Genomic DNA, 24,136 nt, shown 5'->3' with positions numbered 1-24,136 from the left:
CTGCCATTCATGGTTGTTGATTTTTTATTTATTTAATTCTTTTCCAAAAGCTTCGAGGAACTGATCCGCATGCTCCTGTGTTAATGCCAGTGATGGCAGCAACCTGATTACATTTGGCTTCGCTTCACCGGTAAAGATCTTGTGCGTATGCAACAGTTCTTTTCTTACATGTGCCAGTTCCGCAGGCAGTTCAATGCCTATCATTAAACCACGGCCTCTTACTTCTATTACTTTATCAAAGGTCCGCAATTGTTCCATGAGATAGTTACCTATAGTAGCTGCGTTGGCGATCAGGTTTTCTGCCTGGATAGTTTCCAACACTGCCAGTGCCGCCGCGCAGGCCAGGTGATTACCACCAAACGTAGTACCCAACATACCATATACGGCATGGAATTTAGGCGCAATAATAATAGCTCCTATAGGGAAACCATTACCCATACCTTTTGCCATACTGTAGATATCTGCATTTACACCAGCAAAATCATGGGAGTAGAATTTACCGCTTCTGCCATAACCACACTGCACGGAGTCTGCAATAAACACGGCATTATGTGTATCACACAACGTCCTGATCTTACGCAGGAAAGATTCACTGGCTACATTAATACCACCTACACCTTGTATACCTTCAATGATCACAGAAGATACTTCGTGCTGCTGGAAAGCCTGCTCCAATGCGGCTTCATCTTCCCATGGTAAAAATACCACGTTGTCTGTTTCATTTACCGGTGCTACAATTTTAGGATTATCAGTCACCGCTACTGCCAGTGATGTTCTGCCATGGAATGCTTTTCTGAAAGCGATTACTTTCTTTTTACCATTGTAAAAAGAAGCCAGCTTCAGGGCATTTTCATTTGCTTCGGCACCGGAGTTACATAAAAACAGCTGATAGTCTTCTTTACCGGAAACCTTGCCCAGCAAAGCAGCCAGCTCTTCCTGCAAAGGCATCTTTACAGAGTTGGAGTAAAAACCTACTTTATGCAACTGATCCGTGAGACGCTTTACATAATGCGGATGCGTATGACCAATAGAGATCACGGCATGTCCACCGTAGAGGTCCAGATACTGCGCACCCTTGTCGTCCCATACATGGGAACCCAGAGCTTTTTCTATAATGATATCGTTAACGGGATATACGTCGAATAATTTCATGTCGGCAAATAAATTGAAAATGATAAAAACACTTAGAAGACGATGGACTTTAATTTCAGCCCCGCCGTTTCATCCAGTCCGCACATCAGGTTCATGTTTTGTACAGCCTGACCGGAAGCGCCTTTCAGCAGATTGTCTTCAACAGAATGGATCACCAGTTTATCACCGGTTTTTTCCAGTTGAATGAGACATTTGTTGGTGTTGACTACCTGCTTCAGATCGATCTGTTTGTCGCTTATATGCGTAAACGGATGACCGGCGTAAAAGTCTTTATACAGCTTCACAGCCTCTTCCAGTGATAAGTCAGTTTGCAGGTAGGACGTTACCCATATTCCTCTCGGGTAGTCACCGCGCACCGGCACAAAGTTTACCTCACCATTGAAGCCTGGCTGCAACAGCTGCAGGCTTCGTCGTATTTCTTTCAGGTGCTGATGATTCAGCACTTTATAAGTTGAAATATTATTTGCTCTCCAGGTAAAGTGGGAAGTGGCCTGAAGGCTTTGTCCAGCACCGGTGGAACCAGTGATACCGGTTGTATGTACTTCTTTCAGCAAACCTGCCTTTGCCAGTGGCAACAGGCCTAATTGAATGGCGGTAGCAAAACAGCCTGGATTGGCAATGTTCTGTGCCGTCTTGATCAGGTCGCGCTGCATTTCTGGTAAGCCGTATACAAAAGTGCGGTCTTTAACAGTTTCGCCTAAACGAAAATCCTGGCTCAGGTCAATCACTTTCACATGTGCGGCTACATCTGTTGCTTCCAGGAATTTTTTAGATTCTCCATGCCCCAGGCAAAGAAACATCACATCAATATCGTTGCTCAGCTCACCGGTAAACACTTGTTCTGTTTCACCCAGCAGATCTGCGTGTACCGCATATAATGGATTGCCCGCATTACTACGGCTATGTACAAACGAAATAGTAACATCCGGGTGATTCAACAAAAGCCGGATCATTTCACCGCCTGTATAACCAGCCCCGCCTACGATCCCTGCTCTTATCTTTTTATCATTTGCCATTGCCTTGCTGATTTAGATAGAATTTTTAACCTGATGCCAGATCATTGTCTGGTTACCAAAAATTTTGCTGAACCCTCTTACATCATCTCCACTCCAGCCGGTGTTCATTTCACCGTACTTGCCAAATTTGCTGCTCATCAGATCATAAGGAGAACTGATTCCGGTTACCTGGAAACGGTAAGGCATGAGCGTTACAAATACTTCACCGGAAACATTTTCCTGGGTGTTCTGCAGGAAGGCTTCGATATCGCGCATTACCGGGTCCATGATCTGACCTTCATGCATGTAGTTGCCGTAGAACTGTGCCAGCTGATCTTTCCAGCTCAGCTGCCATTTTGTTAATACGTGTTTTTCCAGTGCGTGGTGTGCTTTGATGATCACCATGGGTGCCGCTGCTTCAAAACCTACGCGGCCTTTAATACCAATGATGGTATCACCTACGTGGATATCACGACCAATCGCAAAAGGACCGGCAATGGTTTGCAGATATTGTATGGCTTCAGAAGGATGACCGAATTTTTTGTCATTCACACCTGTCAGCTCACCTTTTTCAAAAGTTAATTTCACCTGCTCTTCGCCCTGCTTTGTCAGCTGGGTAGGCCAGGCGGCTTCTGGTAACATGCCATTGGAAGTCAGCGTTTCTTTACCACCAACGGAAGTTCCCCACATGCCCTTGTTGATAGAGTACATGGCTTTTTCAAAATTCACTTCCACACCCTTTGATTTCAGGTAGGAAATTTCTTCTTCACGGCTCAGTTTCAGATCACGTATAGGTGTGATGATTTCTACACCAGGAATCATGATATGAAATACCATGTCAAAACGCACCTGGTCATTACCGGCACCGGTACTGCCATGTGCTACTGCGTCTGCACCAACTTCCTTCACATATTCAGCGATGGCCAGTGCCTGGCTCATACGCTCTGCACTCACACTCAGCGGGTAGGTATTATTTTTCAGTACATTACCGAAGATGAGGTACTTAATAACGCCATCATAATAAGAACGTATCGCATTAACAGTTTTATGACTTTTAACGCCCAGGCTGTAAGCGCGCTTTTCAATTTCCTGCAGCTCTTCTTCAGAAAAACCACCAGTGTTTACAATCACTGAATGCACTTCATATCCTTTTTCTATCGTCAGATATTTAACGCAATAGGAAGTATCAAGTCCTCCGCTAAATCCCAGTACTACTTTTTTCATTATGACATCTTTTTTTATAATTCCAGTAACAATATTTATATGTCCTGTAGTTAGAACAGGAAAAATTTCTTTTTAGATCCGGTGGCGCCACCTTCTTTTTTGCTCTTCAGCAAAACAAATCTTTTAAATCGCAACCATCGCTCGTACAACTTTATATTTCCTTTAAATCTCCGGCGGCGTCTTTCGTGGTGCATGTGGCCATTGGCGGTAACAGACAATTGTGGCTGAGGTTGTTTTTCTTCTGCAGCTGCTTTTTCCGCCATCGCTTTCTCCTCTGCTTCCTTCAGCTTTTCAAGTGGGTTGTACAACATGGCTGTGCATAAACAGTTCTTCCTGTTTTTAGCGGTGAGAATGTCGAAGTTAACACAGCTTCTGCAGCCTTTCCAGAATTCTTCGTCGTCGGTGAGTTCAGAATAGGTAACGGGTTCATAGCCCAGTTCGGAGTTGATCTTCATTACCGCCAGACCGGTGGTTAAACCGAAGATCTTTGCCTCAGGATATTTCTCCTTTGAAAGCTCAAATATTCTCTTCTTTATCGATTTAGCAACGCCATGGCCCCTGAAAGCGGGGTTTACAATCAGCCCTGAATTGGCTACAAACTTCTCATGACCCCAGGCTTCAATATAGCAGAAGCCTACCCATTCGTTTTTGTCTGTAACAGCAATCACTGCTTTACCTTCCTGCATTTTCAGCTCTACATAGGCAGGGGAACGCTTCGCTATGCCTGTTCCTCTTGCTTTTGCAGACGATTCCATCTCATCGGTGATGGTATTTGAATAGTGAATATCGTCAGGAGTGGCTACCCTAACGATGATATGTTGATTTTCCAACTTTTTAAATTGAAATCGTGAATCAATAAACTAACTTGAAATTCCATTACTGGAAAGCTCACCGGAGGATTGGGGAATCACGGTGCGATAGCGGTCATATAGAGACAAGCGCTATCAAATTCTAGGTCGTCGGGAAAGGAATCTAAAGACATTGAACCCAACAGAATATACCCCTTTGTTTAAAGCGGGATGATATGCAGAGATGTTGGTATGAGTTGCGGTTTTTTCCAACTTCAGTTCAGCGTTAAATTGTTATAAATATTGTCTTTAGTTTAGAATATCCGCAAAGTTATAACAATATCTTTTTAAATGGTCGAATTTTTTTTCGTTAGGACACAATTTTAACAAAGGCTGACATTGCGTTGCCCGGTATCGGGCCTGCTACCCCACTCAAGGGGTTTATACATTAGGATTATTTACATTGATTAAAAAAAGATTAGCGGAGAAAAAGGCCGTCAAATGGACACTTATCTCCGCTAATCTTTTTATAATCAATAAAATAAATACCTTATCGGGTGATCACACCCAGCTCAGCCACCGCTGCCTGGTTGTCGGACTCACTGGCCGGCGATACCGCCACAAAGCGGATATACCGGGCATTGACCGCTCCAAACGGGATAGACTGCAGTACAGGGTTGTTCTTAATATTGGCAAATTGCCCCTTCGCCACCGGGCTGCCCCAGTTTTTGCCATCAGTGCTGGTATAAAACTCATAGCCATATACCACCCCTTTAGCCCCTTCGCCGGTAGGCGGCATATAGGTAAATCCTTTGAGTGACAGGGACTCGCCCAGATCTATCTGTAATTCGTGTGGATATTTCGTTCCCTCCGTACCGGTAATATATACCGTTTCAGGCTGATCGTCTATCGTTTTGGCGGCAGCGCGATCGGTGGCAGCGCCATCAGCGGAAAGTATAGTCCACTTGGTGGTTGCTACATCGAAAGACGCCTTTGCCGTTTCACTGCTGCTGCCGTTCTTCAGGAAAGCTTTGGCTTTTACCATGCCACCACGGGGCAAATCCACCAGAATGCTTTGTTCACTTTTGGCACTTTTCTTTATTTCTTCCGATACATTAGCTATCACCGGTGGATTGAAACCATGCTTTCCAGGCGATTTCAGTGTAGGCTCCGTACCGTCAAGTGTGTAGCGAATCTCCACATCTGCCGAAGCGCAGGTAATAATTACCTGACCGTTTTTCGAACGCATGATTTGTGGCGTTGCCAGTAAACCCGGCGCTTTATACAACTGCACCTCACTGATCACCGGTGCCGCTTTGGCGTCCAGTATATTAATACGTACCCGGGTAGTGGTATAATCCGGCAAACGCAGGATACGTTTGTGCCCAATGGTAGTTTCCTTCGCAATTTCCTTCATCTGCCCATTTTCCAGGATTTCCACAGAGAAATGCTGCACACGCTGCCCCAGGGCAATGTATTCCTGCAACACCACCCTGTTGAAAGTAATGGGTTGCTTATAGCTCAGTGTGATTGCTGTACTTGTAGCAGCATCGGTAGTCGCCCAGTAAGTGGTATTATTGCCGTCATTCAGATGAGATACTTTCACCGCTGCATTACCAGTACGTGTATTCGTTGCCGTTACTACTGCTTTCTTTGCGAGGTTGTCTTTAAAAGATGCGTCCAGCACTTTTCTCAGCTCCATCAAACGGGTAGAATCGTTCGGATGAATTACACCATCTCTGTCTACCGGCACATTCAGGATCAGGTTACCATTACGGCCTACTGAACCGTAATAGATATCCAGCAGATGTGAAACAGACTTCACTTTATCATCTGTATCAGGGCTGTAGAACCATCCCGGGCGGATAGATACATCGCATTCCGCAGGAATCCATTGTTCGCCATCCTCATTACCTTCATTGAGAGATTTAGCCGGAGGACCATCTGCACCCGGAGCAAATCCTTTTACATTCAGCGTACTCCAGTTGGTAGTACCGGCAATACCATTCTCATTGCCCACCCAGCGGCATCCGGGACCTACGTCACTGAAGATAACCGCGTTGGGTTGATTCTTATATACCACGTTGTGAAACAGGTTCCAGTCGTACGGTTGTTTAACATTACCACCGTTGGCGCCATCAAACCATTGTTCAAATACAGGTCCGTAATTAGACAATACTTCATTCAAAGTATTCGCAAATACCTGGTTATAGGTGGCCGTGCCGTACTCAGGATGGTTGCGGTCCCAGGGCGAAAGATACACACCGAACTTCAGACCGTATTCCTTACAGGCGGCGGATAATTCCTTCAGGATATCTCCTTTACCATCTTTCCAGGCGCTTTCACGAACAGTATGGGTGCTGTACTTACTGGGCCACAAACAAAACCCATCGTGATGTTTGGCGGTGAGTACAATACCTTTCATACCTGCTAACTTAGCGGTACGTGCCCATTGGCGGGCATCTACATGCGTAGGATTAAATACTTTCGGATCTTCGTCCCCATGTCCCCATTCTTTATTGGTAAAGGTATTGGGACCGAAATGAATGAACATATAATATTCTAAATCATTCCAGGCTACCTGTGCTTTGGAAGGTAAGGCACCGTAAGGCTTAATCTCCTGAGCCATAGCCATATTAAAGCCTAACAACCCAGCGAGGAGTAACGCGTTTTTTTTCATTGCCGGAAATAAAAATTACAGATGATGGATGTGAGCGAAGATATAGCAGATAATCAAAAGGATTCGATCCCAAATTCTCCATTCTTAATTCTATATTCTCTCATATCTCCCTCATTCTACGTCATTCAGCACCGTAATTCCTTCATTTCTCCACCGTTTATCACAAAAATGTAAGATTATTACACTATAGGTTGGTTTTGATAAATCAATTTTTATAAATTTAGTCCCTCCTTACCGTATAAATGTATACGCTAATAAACTTTGAACAATGAATAAACAACCACTGCATCGCAGAAGTTTTCTCAAAAACACGGTAGCAGCTGGCGTAGGTATTTCTATGCTCGGCTCTTCTGCCAAATTATTTGCTAACGAAAAGAAACCTAAAGTAAGAATTGGTGTTATCGGCGTAGGTGCCCGCGGATTGGGTCACCTGAACTTTTTCCTTCACCGTGAAGACGCAGAAGTAGTTGCTTTCGCTGATCCGGATACAGCTTTTACTGTTCCCAAAGCTAAAGCGATGATTGAAAAAGCATACGGTGGTAAAAGAAAAGTAGCTGAATACACCAATGGTCCGGAAGATTTCCGCAACCTGCTGAAACGTGATGACATTGACGCTGTAGTAATTGCTACTCCGTGGGAATGGCATACTATCATGGCAGTTGCTGCAATGAAAGCAGGTAAAACACCAGCAGTAGAAGTATGTGGCGCATCTGATATCCAGGAGTGCTGGGAACTGGTAAACACCAGCGAACAAACAGGTATTCCAGTATTCGGTATGGAAAACGTATGCTACCGCAGAGATGTGATGGCAGTACTGAACATGGTTCGCCAGGGTTTATTCGGTGAACTGACTCACCTGCAGGGTGGCTACCAGCACGATCTGCGCGGCGTTAAATTCAATAACGGTAAACAATATTATGGTGGTGGTGTAGAATTTGGCGAGAAAGCTTTATCTGAAGCCAAATGGAGAACTAACCACTCCGTACACCGCAATGCTGATTTATACCCTTCCCATGGTCTGGGTCCGATCAACAACATGATCAATATCAACCGCGGTAACCGCCTGCTGTCATTGACTTCAGTGGCTACTAAATCCCGCGGCCTGCACAAATATATCGTTGACAACGGTGGCGAAAGTCATCCAAACGCGAAAGTAGAGTTCAAACTGGGTGATATCGTGTCTACCCTGATCAGAACCAACAATGGCGAAACCATCATGCTGTCGCATGATACCAACTCCCCACGCCCTTACTCCCTGAACTTCCGCGTTCAAGGTACCAATGGCCTGTGGATGGACGACCAGAAATCTGTTTACGTAGAAAAGAAAAGTAAATACGACGAATGGGAACCAACCGGCGATCCTAAAGATGCCAACAGTTACTTCGGTAAATATGATCACCCGCTGTGGAAGAAGTATGCAGCCGATGCTGCAGGTGCTGGTCACGGTGGTATGGACTGGTTTGTACTCAACTCTTTCCTGGAGTGTATCAAACGCGGTACTCCGTATCCGCTGGATGTATATGATATGGCTACCTGGTATGCAATCACCCCGTTGAGCGAACAATCAGTAGCAGAAAGCGGCAGTGTACAATTCATTCCTGACTTCACCCGTGGTCGCTGGATGAACAGAACACCGATTTTCGCACTGGACGACCAATATTAAGAAAGCTTTTAGCCATTAGCTTTTAGCTTTTAGTAAATGCAGCGGAGATAAAAGCGGAGGGAGTAAAATACTTTCCGCTGATATCTCCGCTGCATTTTTGCTAATGGCTAACTGCTAATAACTAACCGCTGCTAGTAAATACAGCGGAGATAAAAACGGAGGGAGTAAAATACTTTCCGCTGATATCTCCGCTGCATTTTTGCTAATGGCTAACTGCTAATGGCTACCCCCTGTTAGTAGCTAACCGCTAATGGCTGTACCGTTACACCTTCTTCAATGGTCGTTACGTATACTTCTGGTTCTTTACCATATTGATCCTGGTACCGGGATTTTATAAACGCTACATATTCAGCTACCTTTTCTGCTTTCACCAGGTTGATGGTACAACCACCAAAACCTCCTCCCATTACGCGGGCTCCGGCCACTTCTTCCCGCTGACGGGCAAGAGATACCAGGAAGTCCAGCTCTGGGCAGCTTACCTCATAAAGTTTACTCAGTCCTTCATGTGTTGCATACATCAGCTCTCCAAACTGTTGCAGGTTGCCTTGCTTCAGTAAGCTGGTAGCATCCTGTACCCGCTGGATTTCTGCAATCACATAATTACAACGGTCGTATACTTTAGCGGAGATCTGATCCCGCACTTCATTCAACATCTTCATATCAGCATCCCGCAATGACTTAACCGCCGGGTGGTTAGCCTGAATAGCCTTAACGCCTTCCTCACATTGCTGACGGCGTACATTGTATTCAGAAGAGGCCAGCGAGTGATGCACCATAGAATTACACAGGACTACTTTATACCCCGGGAAGTTGAACGGAAAATACTCAAACTCCAGACTGCGGCAGTCCAGGCGCATTACCTGGTCCTTTTTGCCATGCAGGTTCGCAAACTGGTCCATGATACCGCATTTTACACCAGGGAAAGTGTGCTCCGCCTTCTGACCTATTAATGCCATCTGCATACGATCCAGGCCATAGCCAAAGAGGTGATCCAGTGCCGCTACCAATCCGCCCTCTACCGCAGCAGAGGAAGACATGCCTGCACCTACGGGAATATCGCCTGATATCACACAGTCAAAGCCCTGTACCGGCAAACCACGCTCCTGCAGCTGGTTCACTACGCCCATCAGGTAGTTGATCCATCCGGGGGTAGGCTTAACGTCTGCCAGCGAAAAAGACACCGTTTCGTTGGTGAAAACGGCATGCGCATTACATTGCTGCGTATTGTTGAGTGCAATGGCGTATACAATTTTTTTATCGATCGCCGCAGGCAACACAAAACCATCATTATAATCTGTGTGTTCACCAATCAAATTGATTCTGCCGGGGGAAACGACCATCAGTGGCTCTTTCTCAAATAAGTGGATAAACTGCTCCCTGGTTTTCTGTATCATTAAAAGAAAATTAAACGTAAAATTTACACCTAAAAATATAAAAATGATTTGGAAAAGCAAAAAGCGGAAGGCAAAAAGCCAAAAGCTATTAAAGCGAATGACCGAGCGGTACTAATAAATTAGTTGCTCGGTCATTCGCTTTAATAGCTTTTGGCTTTCTGCGTTAAGCTTTATGCCTTCTTTCCAATCTTGTCTCCTGCCAGGGCATAAAACAGGATATACAGGTAGCAGGGCACCATGCAGTACAGGAATGCATGTCTGAAATCGATGCTGCTGCTGTAAAGGAAGTTAAACATACTGCGTTCGTTAAACATACCGGCATATACCTGTGGCAGTACACCGCCGCCCACAATACCCATTACCAGTAAGGCAGAGCCGATCTTTGTAAAACGCCCCAGGCCGTCAATGGCCATTGGGAAAATGGCTGGCCACATCAGTGCGTTGGCCAATCCGAGTAAAGCGATGAAGGTTACCGCGGAAGCGCCGGTATTAAAATAGGCCGCTATGGTAAATATCACCCCCAGCACCGCTGAGATCTGCAGACCTTTTTTACCACTGAGGTATTTCGGAATGGTGGCAATACCTATTACATATCCTACCAGCATGGCTACCAGGGTAAAAGAAGTAAAATATTTGCTGTCATCCACGCTCATACCCAATGAAGTACCATATTGTCCGATCACATCTCCTGCCATTACTTCCACACCAACGTACATAAAGATGCAAATCACGCCCAGCACCAGCTGAGGGAACTGGAATACGCTGGTTTTACCATGGGTAGCTGCTGCCGTGGAAGCGTCTTCCGCATTAGTATCTATTTCAGGTAAAGAAGAACGTTTCAGCAGGAATGCCAGAATAGCTAATATAATAGCAATAACCAGGTAAGGAGCAATTACGCGGGAAGCCAGGCTATCCAGCAAAGCATTTTTCTGAGTAGCATCCACCGCAGCAGCAATATCTGCCTCCAGCTTTTCTGCACCTTTCAATACAATAGAACTCAGGATCAATGGCGCCAGTGCCCCCGCACTTTTGTTACAGATCCCCAGAATACTGATACGCTTGGCAGCACTTTCTTTAGGACCAATAATACTGGCGTAAGGATTGGAAGCCGTTTGCAGCAATGCCAGTCCCGCCCCCTGTACAAACAAACCTGTCAGGAAAATACCAAAGCTACGTGCGTTGGCAGCAGGAATAAAGATCAGGGAACCAACAGCTATGATCAGGAGTCCTAAGGCCATCCCGTTTTTGAATCCCGTTTTATTCAGGATAAAAGAAGAAGGAATAGAGAGGAAAAAATAGGCCATAAAAAAGGCCATGGTTACCAGCAGTGCCTGTGCCACATTCAGCTCACACACAATTCTGAAAAACTGGATCAATGTTCCGTTGAGCCAGGTAACAAAGCCGAATACGAAGAACAACATGCCTATAATAGCCATTGACTGCGCGTATCCTGCCTGTTTAGGAGGGAGATTCATTGTTACTGTTTGGTTGGACATAAGCTGTCAGAATTATTTTTTTTGATAAGCACGAACATAATTAAACTTCTCCTATATTTCGTGTATATTTCGCAAATATTTTTGCTAAAACGTTTTACCTAAATACTAAAATGCAAGAATAATTTTACTTTTTAAAAAATTTTAAAAAATTCTTTATACATTTATCCGGCAAAATTTCACTGTAACTTAACACGTTTATGACTCAGCAACCTAAACAAAGCGCACAAAGCACCCATCCGTCGTTCTTCGTGCTAATACTGGTTTTCTTTTTCTGGGGATTTTTGGCTGCGTCCAACAGTATCTTTATCCCTTTCTGCAAATCTCACTTTAACCTTACCCAACTGGAGTCTCAACTGATTKACTTCTCATTCTACAGTGCTTATTTCATAGGTTCACTGATTCTGTACCTGGCCTCTACTGCAAGGAAAGTAGATATCCTTAATAAGATCGGGTATAAGAAGGGTATTATTTACGGTTTATTGATCTCTGTACTGGGATCAGTGATCATGATTCCATGTGTAAATAAGGAAAAGATCGTTCCTATTAAGGAAACTATTGCTGACATCAGCGGTTTCCAGGTAGAACAACAGCTGCAAACTTCTGACAGACAGGTAAAAATCCGTCGTGAGAAAGATCCTGATACTTACTCCCTGTTAATCAACAACAATGATGCTGCTGAAAAGTACACGACCAATCCTCAGTTAATTTCCGCGGTTTCCGGCGGCTTTACAAAAGATGAAGAGCACCATCAGTATGCTGCTATCTTCACAAAAGCTAACCTGGAAAAGGTAGTCACAGTATTAGATACTGACTATAAACAAACAGTTACTTTCGGTTATTTTGCACTGATCCTGATGGCATTATTTATTGTCGCCTTAGGATTTTCCCTGCAGCAAACTGCTGCCAACCCATTTGCTATTCTGTTGGGAGACCCTGCCAAAGGCGCACACCGTCTGAATCTGGCAGGTGGTATCAACTCCTTCGGTACTACTATCGGCCCCATTATCGTAAGCATGTTGCTGTTCGGTAACATTAAAGGGGGGGATGTTAGCACTGATATCAGCAAGATCAATACTTTATACTTCCTCCTCATTGCCCTGTTCCTCATTGCAGCAGCCATTTTTGCTTTTGTAAAAATGCCGGAAAGCCAGGATACAGAAGCATTCGAGTCTTCTCCTAAAGCAACTAAATCCTTACTGGGCATCACCTTCATGTTCATCCTGATCCTCATGGGTCTGGTGCTGAAATTTGAACTGCCTATGTTTATCGCTGGTATCGTAGGTATTGTCGGTATCCTCTTCTACTCTAAAATGGCATCTGCCGGTAACAGTGAAGGCTGGGGCGCCATGAAATATCCACAGCTGATCCTCGGTATGCTGGCTATTTTCATTTATGTAGGGGTGGAAGTTTCCGTTGCCAGTAACCTCGGCGCATTGCTGAAACATCCGGGTTTCCTGACCGCAAAAGGTTTGGCTGAATCCGAACTGGATCCTTATGTTTCCCTGTTCTGGGGCAGTATGATGATTGGTCGCTGGACAGGTGCTATCAGCGTTTTCAATGTCTCAAAATCAGTACGTAATATTCTTTGTGTAGTAGTTCCTTTTGTTGCTTATGGTGTTATTCTCGGCGCTAACAGCATTAAAGGCAACGACATCACAGTGTTATATCCATATGCTATCTGTATAGTGGTGCAGATCATTGGCTTCTTTGCCGGACAGGATAAACCTGCCAAAACCCTGATGATCTTCGGTCTGCTGGGTGTTGGCTCTATCCTGATCGGATTATTCTCCACCGGTCAGCTGGCAGCATTTGCATTCATCAGCGGCGGATTATTCTGCTCTGTAATGTGGCCTAGCATTTTCGCATTATCTATTGCAGGTCTGGGCAAGTATACTGGCCAGGGTTCTGCATTCCTGATAATGATGATCCTCGGTGGATCACTCATTCCTCCTGTTCAGGGTGGTCTCGCAGATATTCCAAGCATTGGCATTCACGCCTCTTATGTTATTCCGGCGCTGTGCTTTGCTTATCTCGCGTTCTTCGCATTTAGAGTTAAAACCATTTTAAAATCTCAAGGAATTGATTATGAGTCAGCAGTTAGCGGTGGGCATTGATATTGGAGGCACAAACACCAAATTCGGAATTGTAGATCGCAGAGGTAATATTTTATGTGATGGTCGTATGTTGACCAACCAGCATGAAGATGTAACTGGCTTTCTCGATGAATTACATCAACACTTGTCTGCCCTCATTGAACAGGCAGGTGGGATCGAAAACATAAAAGGCATCGGTGTAGGTGCGCCTAACGGCAACTACTACACTGGCAATATTGAATATGCGCCTAACCTGCGCTGGAAAGGGGTAGTACCTTTAGCCAGTTTGCTGGAGCAGAAATTTGGTTTGCCTACCGTGCTGACCAACGATGCAAATGCGGCCGCACTGGGAGAGCTGATTTACGGCGCTGCCAGGGGAATGAAAGACTTTATCGTGATTACCCTGGGTACAGGTGTAGGTAGCGGTATTGTCGCCAACGGACAACTGATCTACGGACATGATGGTTTTGCAGGTGAACTGGGCCACTGTATCGTGATTCCGGGAGGACGCCATCATTCCGGTACGGGTGCACATGGTTCGCTGGAAGCTTATGCTTCCGCTACCGGTGTTACCAATACTGCGCTGGAGTTCCTGGCTACCCGCCCGGACACCCCCAGCATGATGCGGGAACATTCCAAAGAAGAAATCAATTCCAAACTCATCTACGAAGCTGCTATGAAAGGCGATCCGCTGGCCATGGAAGTATATGAGTTCACCGGTAAAATTCTCGGTGAAGCCCTTGCCAATTTCGTGATGTTCTCCAGCCCGGAAGCCATTGTGCTTTTCGGCGGCCTTACCAAAGCCGGTGACCTGATCATGAAACCTGTGCGGGAGCATATGGAAAAGAACCTCCTTCCTATTTTCCAGAATAAAGTTAAATTGCTGTTCTCAGAACTGAGAGAAAGTGATGCCGCGATTCTGGGTGCCAGCGCGCTGGCTTGGGAAATGAAGGACTAAACAGCTGTTGGCTGTTAGTTTTTAGCCTTTAGTAAATGCAGCGGAGATCAACCGGATTTACTTTAACGCTAATAACTAATCACTCAAACTAACAGCTAAAAAGCTAACTGCTAAAAGCTATTTTATGAATAATAGAAGAACATTCCTGAAAACAGCGGCCCTTAGCGCCGCTGTTTTCTCTTTAGATGGAATAACGGGAACGACTGCACGTTCTCAGGGCAAACGCGGATCAGTGAAAGGAAAGCCCATTGTAGTATCTACCTGGGACTTTGGTCGCGCTGCCAATGCTGCCGCCTGGGAAATACTGAAAAAGGGTGGTCGTGCCCTGGACGCAGTAGAAGCAGGTGTGAGAGTACCGGAAGCAGATCCCAACAACCACACAGTGGGTTACTCCGGCTACCCCGACCGCGATGGACGCGTTACACTGGATGCCTGCATCATGGATGAACACGGCAACTGCGGTTCTGTAGGTGCACTGGAGCATGTTACCCATGCCATTTCAGTAGCCCGCATGGTGATGGAAAAAACACCGCATGTAATGCTGGTAGGTGACGGCGCCCTGCAATTTGCACTGGCCAACGGCTTTCAGAAAGAAAACCTGCTGACACCGGAATCAGAAAAAGCATGGAAAGAATGGCTGAAAACATCGGAGTACAAACCGGTCATCAACATAGAAAACAAATCATACACACCCACCAATGGCGCTACAGCATTTAATCCGCTGATGCTGCCTGGTAATGTGTATAACCACGATACCATTGGTATGGTAGCCCTGGATGCCGAAGGCAATCTGTCCGGCGCCTGTACTACCAGTGGCATGGCTTTCAAACTACATGGCCGCGTAGGTGATTCTCCTATCATTGGCGCAGGATTATATGTAGATAATGAAATAGGCGCAGCTACCAGCACCGGTGTAGGAGAAGAAGTGATTAAAATAGTCGGCAGCCACCTGGTGGTAGAACTGATGCGTCAGGGATATCCACCGGAAAAAGCCTGTAAAGAAGCAGTAGATCGTATCGTAAAGAGGAGTCCTTCCAAAGCAAAAGAAATCCAGGTAGGTTTCCTTGCCCTCAACAAAAAAGGAGAACATGGCGCTTACTGCCTCCAGAAAGGCTTTAGCTATGCCGTGTGCACCAGCGATACCAGCAATATTTTGATTGATGGTAAACACCATTTTTAGCTGTTAGCCATTAGCTTTTAGCTTCTGGTAAATGCAGCGAAGATGATCATTTGCCAAAAGCTAAAAGCTAATCCGGCAAGCTAAAAGCTAATTACTAAAAGCTAAAAGCTGTTTTATGCCATTTACCCTCGAAATATGCGCCGCTTCTGTGGCTTCCTGCATTGCCGCAGAAAAAGGTGGTGCCAACCGGATAGAACTCTGTGATAATCTGCTGGAAGGTGGTACCACTCCCAGTTATGCCACGATCGCTATTGCCCGGGAAAAAGTAAAAATAGACCTCTACCCTATTATACGTCCACGCGGTGGCGACTTTCTCTACTCCGACCTGGAGTTTGAAGTAATGAAAAAAGATATTGAGCTATGCAAGCAACTGGGCTGTAATGGCGTAGTGATAGGCATTCTCACCCCGGAAGGCCGCGTGGATAAACAACGCTGCAAAATACTGACTTCTCTGGCATGGCCCATGGGCGTTACGTTTCACCGCGCATTTGATATGACAGATAATCCTTTTGAAGCGCTGGAAGATATTATTGCCATCGGCTGCGAACGAATCCTTACCTCTGGCGCCCGCAACACCGCTGTAGAAGGAGCTTCACTGCTGAAAGATCTTGTAGAAAGGGCCAATGACCGGATCGCCATCATGGCAGGATCTGGTGTGCGCGCCAGCAACATCGCACAACTAATCACTGCAACAGGTGTAACAGAATATCATACATCTGCCAAAGCCTATGAAGAAAGTAAAATGGTATATCGCAATCCCAATGTGAGCATGGGCGGCATTCCCGGCGTTCCTGAATATGGCATCTCCGCCACACAACAAAAAGAAGTCGAATTAATCCGTGAAATAGGCGAGAAAACATTACTATCTTAGCCGTTAACGTTTAGCTAAGGGTGCTATTTAAAGCCCATTATTAAAATTTAAAAAGCGTTAGCCAATTACTAACTGCTTAAAAGTGAACAACGAAATGAAAAAACTGATCATTGCAACAAGTCTGTTGCTTGGCGGATTCTTCACGCAGGCACAGATCAAAGGGGTTAAACACGTTATCCTGATAGGCATGGATGGCTTCGGTGCGTACTGTTTTCCGAAAGTGGATAATCCCAACATGAAACAAATGATGCAGGACGGTGCATGGACCTTACAAGCCCGCAGTGTATTGCCCTCTTCCAGTGCGGTTAACTGGGCTTCCATGGTGATGGGCGCAGGCCCTGAAATACACGGATATACAGAGTGGGATAGCAAAAAACCAGAACTGCCTTCTCGTGAACTCGACCAGTACGGCATGTTCCCTTCTATCTACACCCTGCTCCGTGAACAAAAACCCAACGCTGAAATTGGCGTTATCTACAGCTGGGACGGTATCGGCCATCTGTTTCCAAAAGAAGCAGTCAACAAACAACTGGCCTGTCATGATAACGACAGTCTCGCTACGGCAGCTTCTGTAGACTATATCAAAGAAAAGAAGCCGGACTTCCTGTTCATCCATTTTGATGAGCCAGATGGCACCGGGCACAACATAGGTCATAATATTCAGCCTTACTTTGACCAGGTACACAAGAATGATATTTTGCTCGGCAAAATATTGCAGGCAGTAAAAGATGCAGGCATGTGGGAAAACACCATTATTCTGCTGACAGCAGATCACGGCGGTATCAAAAAAGGACATGGTGGTAAAACCATGGAAGAAATGCAGATTCCATGGATTATCCGTGGCCCCGGTATTGCAAAAAATAAAGAAATTAAAAGCAGCGTGATGACATACGACACCGCTGCTACCCTTGCATGGATCTTCGGATTGAAAACACCGCAGGTGTGGGTCGGAAGACCCGTTAAAGACGCGTTTAAATGATTTTGCGATGGCGGGATGAAGTGATTTCAGGAGGAAAAGATAACCATTTGGTATTACCCTGGTTAATTACTCTTCTCTTACAAATTCCTACATTCCGGTATCTGCAAATCCCTAAATAATGATGCTATGAAAAAAATGCTGCTAATTACCGTTGTATGTTTTACAGGTATAACACTTTTTGCACAAACACAAAAAGTAAAAATACTAACCTACAACATTCACCATGGGGAAAACATGAAACAGGTACTGGACTTACAGGGAATTGCCAATGTAATTCTGGCAACCAACCCTGACCTGGTGGCGCTTCAGGAAGTAGATAGCTCCACTTCCCGCACCAGTCAATCCGATCAGCTAAAAGAACTGGCTTCCATTACCGGCATGTATACCTATTTCGTGAAAGCCATGGATTTCGATGGTGGTGGCTATGGTACCGGTATCCTTTCCCGGTTTCCCATCAACAACAGCATTACTCTTCCATTACCTTCCTCCAAAGGAAATGAGCCCAGAGCAGCAGGTATTGTTACCATACAATTGCCTGGTGATAGCACCCTTCGCTTCGTTACTACTCACCTGGATGCCGGTAAACATGCCACAGACAGGATAGCACAGGCGAATGCGCTGGCTGATTATTTCCGGGAAACAGCTACGCCTGTTATCATCGCCGGCGACTTCAACGCACTCCCGGCTTCAAAGGAAATCACCGTACTCAAACAGGTATTCACAGATGCCACCAGCCAGATGGGACCTACCTTCCCTTCTGATTCCCCCCGGATAAAAATAGATTATATCATGGTAGCTCCGAAACACAGATGGACTGTCACCGGTGCCCGCATTATCGAAGAAACGGTAGCATCAGATCACCGGCCTGTGCTCTGTGAACTGGAAATCAAATAAGCAGAAGGCAAACAATAAAAAAACAATCCATTATATGACAATGAAAAGAGTATTTCACCTGTGCTTACTAACAGCGGCAACAGGACTGTGGAGTTGTTCCGGCTCCCAACAGACCACTGCTCCGAAAGGTAAGGTGAGCATCATTCCTATGCCCGCCAGCATCAGCGAAAAAGCAGATTCCTTTTTGCTGGATAAGCAAACAGTCATCGTTGCTAACAATGAAAGCGACAAAAAAACAGCTGCCTTATTTAATGCGTGGCTGAAAGAACTGACCGGGTATGAACTGGAAATAAAAGACCAGGGAGATAAAAATGCCATCCTGCTCCACACCGGTAATGATACTACTAACGCAGAAGGATATACGCTGAATGCAGATCATAATAATGTAAGCATCAACGGTAACAGCAGCAGTGGCACCTTCTATGGTGTGCAGACGCTCATCCAGCTGCTGCCCGTAGAAAAAGCGCATGCCATGTACATACCGGGTGTAAGCATCACCGATGCCCCACGCTTCGCTTATCGCGGACTGCACCTGGATGTAAGCCGTCACTTCTTTTCTGTAGAATTTGTGAAGAAATACATCGACCTGTTGGCGATGCATAAGATGAATACCTTTCACTGGCATCTTACAGACGATCAGGGCTGGCGTATTGAAATAAAAAAATATCCACGTCTGCAGGAAATTGCTTCCAAAAGGAAGGAAACCATGGCAGGTCGTTATGACGACAACAAATACGATGGCAAACCTTATGGTGGCTATTATACACAAGAACAGGTAAAAGAAGTGGTACAGTATGCAGCTGATCATTTTGTAACCGTTATTCCTGAAATCGAAATGCCAGGTCACGCCCTGGCAGCACTCGCGGCCTTTCCTAACCTGGGCTGCACCGGCGGACCATACGAAGTAGGCACCCATTGGGGCGTATATGATGATGTGTTCTGCGCAGGCAACGACAGTGTATTCCTGTTCTTACAGGATGTACTGGATGAAGTATTACCACTGTTTCCCAGCAAATACATTCACATTGGTGGAGATGAATGCCCCAAAGTACGTTGGGAAAAATGTCCTAAATGCCAGGCCCGCATGAAAAAAGAAGGCCTGAAAGATGAGCATGCGCTGCAAAGCTATTTCATACAGCGTATGGAAAAATACCTGAACAGCAAAGGCCGTCAGATCATTGGCTGGGATGAAATCCTGGAAGGTGGCCTGGCTCCTAATGCCACTGTAATGAGCTGGAGAGGTATTGAAGGCGGCATTACTGCAGCCCAACAAAAGCATGATGTGATCATGACGCCCGGTGAATTCTGCTACTTTGATCATTACCAGTCTAAAAGTCCCAACGAGCCATTGGCCATCGGCGGATTCCTCCCGGTAAACAAAGTATATTCCTACGAGCCCGTACCTACAGAGCTGAACAGCGATCAGGCAAAATATATTAAAGGAGCACAAGCCAATCTCTGGTCAGAATATATCGGCAACAACGACTACATGGAATACATGGTATATCCGCGTGCGTCTGCATTATCAGAAGTACTATGGTCTCCGAAAGACAAACGTAATTACGACAACTTCATTGACAGGTTGAAAGTACATGTAAAACGACTGGACCTGAAAAAAGTGAACTATGCCAAACATGTATTTGCAGTAACCGGTACTGTTGCTGACAATGGTAAAGGTGGCGTACAGGTAGTATTGGCCAGTCAGCTGGATGGTGGTAAAATATTTTTCACTACCGATAGTACTGCCCCTACCCCTCAGGCGACTCCTTATACGCAAGCGATACAAATCAGCCATGCAGGCACTATCCGCGCGCAGGTGTTTTTGGATGGCAAACCTTTTGGCAACGAATTTAGCCAGACGTTCATCTTTCACAAAGGGATGGCTAAAAAAGTAACCCTGGCATCCGCAGCAGATAAAAGTCATAGTCCTGCCAGCACGTTTACACTGGTAAATGGCCTGGAAGGCAATGCCAGCTACGATGATGGCGAGTGGTTTGGTTTCAAAGGCAGCAATATGGAAGCAGTGGTAGAACTGGATAGTATCCAGGCAATTCAGCTGGTAGGTATCAATACTATCAATGCTAAAGGAGACTGGATTTATCCGCCCAAACAGGTGGTATTTTCTGTATCTGATGATGGTAAGACTTATAAAGAAGTATACAAACAAACCGCCTTTGCGCAACAAGGCATTAACAAAGTACGTGGCAAACTGCAACAGGTACGTGGTCGCTTTGTAAAAGTGCAGATGCAGAACTTTGGTAAGATCCCTGCTGGTGCAGCAGGAGCAGGCAGCCCCGCATGGTTGTTTGCTGATGAGTTCATAATTGACTAAAAATCAGAAAACCGTCCGTGCAATTGCGCGAACGGTTTTCATCTTATGACTCCTACACCAAAATATGTGATACGGCCTTCAACCGCTGTATGCTAAACATATTAACGAGATCAAATATTAAATGGTTCATTACAAGCCAAAGAAATATAATTTAAATTTTGCTAAATAATAATGCGCATTAGCAGTAATTTCTTTAATTTTCCGGCTCGTTTTTAAACCGCATCTAATCAAAAACGTTTACAAATGACGATTAATCATCAGGAAATCGAACTGATCGACAGCTTTGAACAAATTGCTGTGGAAATACATCCTTCTGCCAAAGAGGGGTCCAAAGCAGTGGCGCAGGAAATTGCCGCGTTAATCCGCGAAAGACAGGCTGCCGGTCAAAATTGTATCTTAGGATTGGCAACAGGGTCCACTCCTAAATATCTCTATGCAGAACTGGTACGTTTGCACAAAGAAGAAGGGTTGAGCTTCAAAAATGTAATAACATTTAACCTGGATGAATACTATCCAATAGAGCCGGATGCTTTACAGAGCTACAACCGCTTTATGAAAGAACACCTGTTCAATCACATCGATATCCCGGAAGGACAATACTTTATTCCGGATGGCACGATTCCGAAAGATCAGATCAAAAAATATTGCGAAGAATACGATAAGCGCATTGAATCGTTAGGTGGTATTGATATCCAGGTATTGGGTATTGGTAACAACGGCCATATTGGTTTCAACGAGCCAGGCGCTAATATGAATTCACATACCCGTCTCGTTACACTGGACAACAGCACCCGTTTGGCCAATGCATACGAGTTCCCTAACATGAGCCAGGTGCCTCGTTTGGCGATCACCATGGGTCTGAGCACCATCTTCAAGGCAAAACGTATTTTGCTGATGGCATGGGGTTCCCATAAATCCAAAATAGTACGCCGCTCCGTAGAAGGTCACAGTACCGACCAGGTACCTGCTTCCCTGTTACAGCAGCATCAGAACTGCAAATTCATCATTGATGAACAGGCAGCAGCGGAACTCACCCGTTTCAATGAACCATGGCTTACCGGCGATTGCGAATGGACTCCCGGTCTGATCCGCAAGGCTGTAACCAGCCTGGCACTGAAACTGAATAAGCCTATCCTGATGCTCACTGATAAGGACTATAACGAAAATGGTTTGAACGACCTGATCGTACAATATGGTTCTGCCTATGAGCTGAATATTGAAGAGTTCAACGCTATCCGCGATACCATTACCGGCTGGCCTGGTGGTAAACCTGGTCCACAGTTACCGGCACATCCGGAACGTTCTGAACCGGCTAAAAAACGTGCACTGATCTTCTCCCCACATCCTGATGACGATATCATCTCTATGGGTGGTACTTTCATCCGCCTGCACGAACAGGGGCATGATGTACACGTAGCTTACCAGACTTCCGGCAACATTGCCGTAACAGATGAATTCCTCCTGCGCTTTATTGACTTCGCAGTAGGGTTTGAAGGTATGTTCGACATCGACAAGAGCAAAAGTTCCCTGATCCTGGATGAAGCGAAAGCATTTATCCGCACCAAGAAGCCAAGCCAGAAAGATACACCGGAAATCCGCGCTATTAAAGGACTGATCCGTCGTTGCGAAGCAAAAGCTACCTGCCGTTATGTAGGCGTGGAAGACAACGCTCACTTCATGAACCTGCCTTTCTATGAAACCGGTCTGGTGGAAAAGAAACCAATGGGTCCTGAAGATGTAGCCCTGACAGTAGAACTGCTTCGCAAACTGAAACCACAGCAGATCTTCTGTGCTGGTGACCTCGCCGATCCACATGGTACCCACAAGGTATGCCTCGACATTATTTTCGCCGCACTCGACATCGTAAAGTCAGAAGACTGGGCGAAAGATTGCTGGGTATGGCTGTATAAAGGCGCATGGCAGGAATGGGAAATTCATGAAATTGAAATGGCTGTTCCAATGAGCCCTGACCAGGTAATGCAGAAACGTCTCGGTATCTTCATCCACCAGAGTCAGAAAGATGTGGTGCCTTTCCAGGGTACCGATCTGCGTGAATTCTGGCAACGTGCGGAAGACCGTAACGCTAACACCGCCGATCTCTACGACCGCTTAGGCTTACAGAAATATGCCGCGATGGAAGCATTCGTACGTTATCATTTTATGTAAATAAGTTTTAATTTAGGGATTTTCTACTGCTACCGGCTAAAACCAGGCAGGAGAAAATCCCTGAATTTTTTAATATGAATCTGACCAGAGCAATAGAAATAGCCACGGAGGCCCATAAAGACCAGGTAGACAAATACGGACAGCCTTATATAGGGCATGTATTCCGGGTAATGCAACTGGGCCGCACCGAGGACGAGAAAATAGTAGGTGTATTACATGATGTAGTGGAAGACACCGACTGGACCTTTGAAGCATTGGAGCAGGAAGGACTGCCCACACACCTGCTGGCAGCCCTTTATTGCGTGACCAAACTGGAAGAAGACGAAGACTATGACCATTTTGTAGACCGGACCCTCCAGAACCGCCTCGCCTGTATGGTCAAACTCAATGACCTGACAGATAATATGGATATCAGGCGTATGACAAACGTAAAAGAGCACGATATTGCCCGCCTCAACAAATACCTTCATGCCTACCGGAGAATTGCGGCAGCCGTTATCCAGTAGAATTTTTTTTCAACACCTTCCGATTAAACTATTAAATTACAGTAGAAAACAGAATAGCCATCAATGGAAAACGATATCCTCATTGACTTTAGGTTTGCCAAAGAGAAGCCAAGATTCGGTGAATTATTCTTAATTACAGGAGAAGAGCATCCTAAATTTCCGCCCAGGAACAAATTTTTTGCACAACTGGCACCGTTGGGTTTTGAACAACTCGATGATTTTTTCGGTATCCTCAATAGCGAAGATACCGGTGACGACGTGCTGGTATGGCTTTTTCCCATGCTCAACGGGGAAGAAGTATTTCACAACAGCGGCCCATTCGATGCCATCCGGCTGTCATACAGCGCACTACGCAATGCACCGGTGAACATCTCCCTCCTGCAGGATTGTTTCAATACAATCAAAGGAATGCCCGATGTGGAAATAGCATTTGAAGGCAGCAACATCACCGACTTTGCCCCCGTGCAAAAGAAAGCAGATGAAATTGTAGCCTACTGGCGTGATAACGACATAGAACCTGGCTCAGAACAAAGCCTTCTGATTGAAGAAGAGGAAGAAGACTGGGACGATGAGGAGGATGACTGGGACGACAATGATGATTGGGAAGAAGAAGCCGACGCCAACGGAAAAAAAGAAAAGTAAGATCTTATATAGCAGGGTGTCTCTCAACAGACACCCTTTTTTTTTTAAGCGCTACTGCGAAAGCAATGCAGTCATCACCAGCCATAATTTACTTTTGCCACTTCCATTTTTATTTTTATATTT

General features: G+C 45.4%; 17 protein-coding genes and 1 pseudogene. 11 read left to right on the top strand and 7 right to left on the bottom strand.

The features are described from left to right. Positions 1-24 precede the first annotated feature (24 nt). The 5 genes from AC1DCV_RS29555 to AC1DCV_RS29535 form a co-directional block, all read right to left on the bottom strand. Positions 25-1,152, bottom strand: coding sequence for an aspartate aminotransferase family protein (locus tag AC1DCV_RS29555; protein ID WP_477026544.1), 1,128 nt, complete (start codon positions 1,150-1,152; stop codon positions 25-27). A 32-nt stretch (positions 1,153-1,184) separates the two neighbouring features. Then, positions 1,185-2,168 carry an N-acetyl-gamma-glutamyl-phosphate reductase gene (gene argC, locus AC1DCV_RS29550; protein ID WP_477026543.1) on the bottom strand — a complete coding sequence of 328 codons (984 nt, stop codon included), beginning with the start codon at positions 2,166-2,168 and terminating at the stop codon, positions 1,185-1,187. Between the two features lie 12 nt (positions 2,169-2,180). Further along, on the bottom strand, positions 2,181-3,371 hold the full coding sequence (locus AC1DCV_RS29545) for an argininosuccinate synthase (RefSeq protein WP_477026542.1): 1,191 nt from the start codon (positions 3,369-3,371) through the stop codon (positions 2,181-2,183). 50 nt (positions 3,372-3,421) lie between these two features. After that, a complete protein-coding gene (locus AC1DCV_RS29540; RefSeq protein ID WP_441577372.1) occupies positions 3,422-4,201 on the bottom strand; it encodes a GNAT family N-acetyltransferase in 780 nt (259 codons plus the stop codon). Between the two features lie 508 nt (positions 4,202-4,709). Continuing rightward, positions 4,710-6,839, bottom strand: a complete 2,130-nt coding sequence (locus AC1DCV_RS29535) for an alpha-L-fucosidase (RefSeq protein ID WP_477026541.1) — start codon at positions 6,837-6,839, stop codon at positions 4,710-4,712. 268 nt (positions 6,840-7,107) lie between these two features. Here AC1DCV_RS29535 and AC1DCV_RS29530 point away from each other — a divergent pair, with 268 nt between their 5' ends. Beyond that, positions 7,108-8,502 carry a Gfo/Idh/MocA family protein gene (locus AC1DCV_RS29530; RefSeq protein ID WP_441577374.1) on the top strand — a complete coding sequence of 465 codons (1,395 nt, stop codon included), beginning with the start codon at positions 7,108-7,110 and terminating at the stop codon, positions 8,500-8,502. A gap of 233 nt (positions 8,503-8,735) precedes the next feature. Here AC1DCV_RS29530 and galK read toward each other — a convergent pair whose 3' ends face one another. Continuing rightward, on the bottom strand, positions 8,736-9,896 hold the full coding sequence (galK, locus tag AC1DCV_RS29525) for a galactokinase (protein ID WP_477026540.1): 1,161 nt from the start codon (positions 9,894-9,896) through the stop codon (positions 8,736-8,738). 170 nt (positions 9,897-10,066) lie between these two features. Beyond that, positions 10,067-11,392, bottom strand: coding sequence for a sugar MFS transporter (locus AC1DCV_RS29520; protein ID WP_477026539.1), 1,326 nt, complete (start codon positions 11,390-11,392; stop codon positions 10,067-10,069). A gap of 197 nt (positions 11,393-11,589) precedes the next feature. Here AC1DCV_RS29520 and AC1DCV_RS29515 point away from each other — a divergent pair, with 197 nt between their 5' ends. The 10 genes and pseudogenes from AC1DCV_RS29515 (at position 11,590) to AC1DCV_RS29470 (ending at position 24,013) form a co-directional block, all read left to right on the top strand. Next, positions 11,590-13,506 carry an MFS transporter gene (locus AC1DCV_RS29515; protein WP_477026538.1) on the top strand — a complete coding sequence of 639 codons (1,917 nt, stop codon included), beginning with the start codon at positions 11,590-11,592 and terminating at the stop codon, positions 13,504-13,506. Further along, positions 13,478-14,443, top strand: coding sequence for an ROK family protein (locus tag AC1DCV_RS29510; RefSeq protein WP_441577378.1), 966 nt, complete (start codon positions 13,478-13,480; stop codon positions 14,441-14,443). The genes AC1DCV_RS29515 and AC1DCV_RS29510 overlap by 29 nt, the downstream gene beginning before the upstream one ends. 124 nt (positions 14,444-14,567) lie before the next feature. Next, positions 14,568-15,623, top strand: a complete 1,056-nt coding sequence (locus AC1DCV_RS29505) for a glycosylasparaginase (protein ID WP_477026537.1) — start codon at positions 14,568-14,570, stop codon at positions 15,621-15,623. 115 nt (positions 15,624-15,738) lie between these two features. Then, a complete protein-coding gene (locus tag AC1DCV_RS29500; RefSeq protein WP_477026536.1) occupies positions 15,739-16,494 on the top strand; it encodes a copper homeostasis protein CutC in 756 nt (251 codons plus the stop codon). A gap of 94 nt (positions 16,495-16,588) precedes the next feature. Next, positions 16,589-17,473, top strand: a complete 885-nt coding sequence (locus AC1DCV_RS29495) for an alkaline phosphatase family protein (RefSeq protein WP_477026535.1) — start codon at positions 16,589-16,591, stop codon at positions 17,471-17,473. Between the two features lie 126 nt (positions 17,474-17,599). Further along, positions 17,600-18,367 carry an endonuclease/exonuclease/phosphatase family protein gene (locus tag AC1DCV_RS29490; RefSeq protein ID WP_477026534.1) on the top strand — a complete coding sequence of 256 codons (768 nt, stop codon included), beginning with the start codon at positions 17,600-17,602 and terminating at the stop codon, positions 18,365-18,367. A 34-nt stretch (positions 18,368-18,401) separates the two neighbouring features. Next, positions 18,402-20,699 (top strand): beta-N-acetylhexosaminidase, encoded by a 2,298-nt coding sequence (locus AC1DCV_RS29485; RefSeq protein WP_477026533.1) that lies wholly within the window; start codon positions 18,402-18,404, stop codon positions 20,697-20,699. A 237-nt stretch (positions 20,700-20,936) separates the two neighbouring features. Further along, positions 20,937-22,865, top strand: a pseudogene (gene nagB / locus AC1DCV_RS29480) (glucosamine-6-phosphate deaminase); the annotation flags it as partial. 74 nt (positions 22,866-22,939) lie between these two features. Beyond that, positions 22,940-23,371 (top strand): phosphohydrolase, encoded by a 432-nt coding sequence (locus AC1DCV_RS29475; RefSeq protein ID WP_477026532.1) that lies wholly within the window; start codon positions 22,940-22,942, stop codon positions 23,369-23,371. Between the two features lie 63 nt (positions 23,372-23,434). Beyond that, a complete protein-coding gene (locus tag AC1DCV_RS29470; RefSeq protein ID WP_477026531.1) occupies positions 23,435-24,013 on the top strand; it encodes a hypothetical protein in 579 nt (192 codons plus the stop codon). The last annotated feature ends 123 nt before the right edge of the window (positions 24,014-24,136 follow it).

This window comes from Chitinophaga sp. 10T418 (genome assembly GCF_056394125.1).
Note: the sequence above shows the minus strand (reverse complement) of the source record. Positions and strands in the feature narration are given on the sequence as shown.